Here is a 3,130-nt window from a genome sequence, read left to right on the forward strand (position 1 = left end):
ATCGGCACCACCACCCCTATTGGCGACATGCAGACGTGGGCGCACAAGTACATGCTGGCCAACGGCTACACCGAGGCCGATTTCACCGCGACCGTCTACATCATCAACCACGAGTCAGGCTGGCGCGTCAACGCGTCGAACCCCAGCGGAGCATACGGGCTTCCCCAGGCGCTTCCGGGCAGCAAGATGGCCTCGGCGGGATCGGATTGGGCCACTAACTACCAGACCCAGCTCAAATGGTTCTGGGGCTACTGCGCCCAGCGCTACGGCAGCGTACAGGGCGCCTACTCCTTCTGGGTGGCCAACAGCTACTACTGATGCAATCCGGCGGTCTTAGCGAAGAATTGGCTAGCCGTTGGTGATGTGGCGAGAACTGTACGCACAACATCGACATCGGCTATAACACAACAAGAACGGTGGCGACTCCCGCCATCACCAGAAGCACGCCTGCGATGGCGGCGACAATACGACCACGCGTCGGGGACGATGCCACCGCGGCGTGCGATGCCTTCCGGGGGACGCGGCCCTCTTCGGTGAGGGACCGACGTTTCCCCGCGTGTCTACCAACGCGCGAGCGAATATCCGCATCCTGCGCACCCTCAAATCCCGACGACAGGCTGTCCGGGGCGAATTGAATGAGGGGAATATCCCATGAGGAATCGACGATGTCGCGGTCACGCAACGATTCTCTTGCTGCGGCATCCTCCGGCCGGGTCTCCTCCACCATGCCGCGACCGTCGACGGTCATTGCCCAATCTTTCCCCATGAGATCTCAGTCAGGCGTTACGGTTTCGGGACCGGCCGGCGCGATGCGTGGCGGTGGCGGGCGCATCGGAATAGTAATAGTAGTTCTTCGAGTGAATCTTCTTGGGATTGGCCAGATTGAAGATGAATCCAAGTATCTTGACCTTGGCCGTTCCAAGCGTTTCGATAATCGAGCGAAGCTCGCGCTTGTCGGTGGTATCCCTGCCCACGACCATGATGATCCCGTCGGCGATCCTTCCGAACGCGGCCGCATCATTGGCCACGGACATGGGTGCCGTGTCGATCAGCACATAATCGTATTGTCTCCTGGCCTGTTCCACGAGCTCCTCCATGATCGTGGAGTTGAGGAGAATCCCGGCGTTGGCCACCCGCCGACCGGCCGGAAGAATGTGGAAGTTCGCCCTCCAGTAGGGCTGGATGACGTCCTTGGGCGTCGCCTGCGTGGAGAGGATATGGGATAGACCGACATTCCCCTCGACGTCAAGGTATTTGGCCACGGACGGATGCCGCAGATCCGCGTCGATGAGGAGGACCGTTTTCCCTTCTTCGGCTATGGTCGCCGCAAGGTTTATCGACACCGTGGTCTTGCCTTCGGCGGGGCCCGCGGATGAGACGACCAGCAGATGCCCCCTATCATCCTGATGGGGGGTGAGGAATGAGATGTTGGACCGGATCCGTCGGAAGTCCTCAGCCTCAACGCTGCCGGGATGGGAGATGACCGTGGCGCTTCTCTCCCCCAGCACCGACGACCTCGGCACACTGCCGAGCGAGGAGACTCCCGTGATCTCCTTGACCTCATCAACTCCATCCACTCTGGTGCTGAACATATCCTTGGCGACCGCGACCACCAATCCCATGACGACCGCCAGAACAAATCCCACCCCAAGATAGAGGGGAATCTTGGGAGAGCTGGGTGATTGGGGAACCGTGGCCGGCTGCACGACGCTGAGGCTGATCGGCGAGTCGTTGTCATTCCCCGAATACAGGGAGGAGGATATCTGCTCGGCGAGATTGTTTGCGACGCTGTTGGCTATCTCCGCGGAAAGCGTGGCGTCCCCGTTCTCCACGGAGATATCGACCATGAACGTGTTGGTCGGATTGGTGGCGGTCACCATGTCCGCGAGTTCCGCGACCGTCATATCAAGGTCGAGGCTGGAGATGACGGGGCTGAGGATCGCCTTCGTCTTGACAAGGGAGGGGTAGGTTTTGATCTGGGTGGAAAGGTAGGAGGCACCGGAGTTCATGTCCGCCGAGGAATCGGAGCCGGACTTCCCGGAATACGAGGCGAAGATCTCCGCTGTCGCGGTGTATGTCGAGGGCATCAGGACAGTGACCGCGACAACCGACGCGAAAACAACGAACACGGTCACCAACGCCGTGATTCGCCTTTTTTTTATTATGTTCCACAGGTCGACTACAGTCACGACGCTCTCGTTTCTCCCCCAAAAAACCAAACAGTCATCCAGTGTAGCATCACGTCAGCAAACATGGGGGTCGCCCACCATTATAGAGGGCTGAGGCGCATGCTGAGCAGCATGGTTCTGATCGCCCGGTTGGTTTCGATCGCGGCCTTCTCAAAATCGGGGAAATCATGTCCGAAGGGATCGGCTATATCGGTCGATTCCGTGATATGAACTCGGATGAGGGGGGCTTTCCGCACCACGGAGAGCAAACGGTCGCCGATGGTCCGTCCTTCGACGAAATGGTGGTCCGCACAGTAATCGCATAGGGCCGCGAATTCGGTCATCACGAAAGTGCGGTGCACCGATCCGGGGTCAAGAGCGACGATGCCCCTGCGCTGCGACCGTTCAAAGCACAGTATCAGATCGGCGGACTCCACCATCTGACGCGTCAGCCGCCGCGAGCGGAAGGAATCCGAATCGATTCCGACACGATCGAGCAGACGGGCGCTGGAGTGGTCGATGCCATGTCCGGGAAGTCCTCGGATCCCCGCGCTCTCGACGATGACGGATGTGCGCTCAAGATAGCGTTTGAGCAGGAGCTCCGCCAGTGGGGAGCGGCACACATTCCCTATGCAGACCACCAGAATTCTCATCGACGTCACTTCTCCATCTCACAGGACGATGTGTCATATGTGATGCCCGAGTCGGCCCATCCCATGGGCGTCTGGTCCAAACTCAGATCCTGCGTCGCCTTGGTCGATGTGACGACGGTGAACGAGATGGTCGCCTCCGAGCTTGGCGCGATGCTGATGACACTGGCGTATATGTCCTTGCCGTTCAATGTGGTGTGCTTCACCGAGGTGTGCTTGCCGTTGATCGTGAGATTCTTGATGCTTCCACCCTTGGGCGGATAGATCAGCGTTTTCTCAAGCGATAGACCATTGGTGGCGATGGCCGAGTTG

The 3,130-nt window shown here is 59.2% G+C and carries 3 protein-coding genes and 2 pseudogenes; 1 reads left to right on the forward strand and 4 read right to left on the reverse strand.

The genetic code is table 11. The features are described 5' to 3' along the window. A pseudogene (locus tag Q1X90_RS03050) lies at positions 1-318 on the forward strand (hypothetical protein); the annotation flags it as partial. A 79-nt stretch (positions 319-397) separates the two neighbouring features. Here the strand turns inward: Q1X90_RS03050 and Q1X90_RS03055 are convergent. From Q1X90_RS03055 to Q1X90_RS03070, 4 genes and pseudogenes are all read right to left on the reverse strand, one after another. Next, positions 398-748, reverse strand: a complete 351-nt coding sequence (locus tag Q1X90_RS03055; protein WP_300766436.1) for a hypothetical protein — start codon at positions 746-748, stop codon at positions 398-400. A 28-nt stretch (positions 749-776) separates the two neighbouring features. Then, complete coding sequence (locus tag Q1X90_RS03060; RefSeq protein ID WP_300766438.1) at positions 777-2,189, reverse strand: polysaccharide biosynthesis tyrosine autokinase; 1,413 nt, start codon at positions 2,187-2,189, stop codon at positions 777-779. 80 nt (positions 2,190-2,269) lie between these two features. Continuing rightward, positions 2,270-2,821 (reverse strand): low molecular weight phosphatase family protein, encoded by a 552-nt coding sequence (locus Q1X90_RS03065; protein WP_300766439.1) that lies wholly within the window; start codon positions 2,819-2,821, stop codon positions 2,270-2,272. A gap of 5 nt (positions 2,822-2,826) precedes the next feature. Then, positions 2,827-3,130 (reverse strand): annotated as a pseudogene (locus tag Q1X90_RS03070) (chemotaxis protein); the annotation flags it as partial.

It is taken from the genome of uncultured Bifidobacterium sp. (genome assembly GCF_949292005.1).
In the GTDB taxonomy this organism is placed as follows: Bacteria; Actinomycetota; Actinomycetes; order Actinomycetales; family Bifidobacteriaceae; genus Bifidobacterium.

What these genes read in the sequence shown, in the direction of transcription:
- Q1X90_RS03055 (WP_300766436.1), bottom strand. Translation starts at nt 748, where the DNA reads ATGACCGTCGACGGTCGCGGCATGGTGGAGGAGACCCGGCCGGAGGAT.
- Q1X90_RS03065 (WP_300766439.1), bottom strand. Translation starts at nt 2,821, where the DNA reads ATGAGAATTCTGGTGGTCTGCATAGGGAATGTGTGCCGCTCCCCACTG.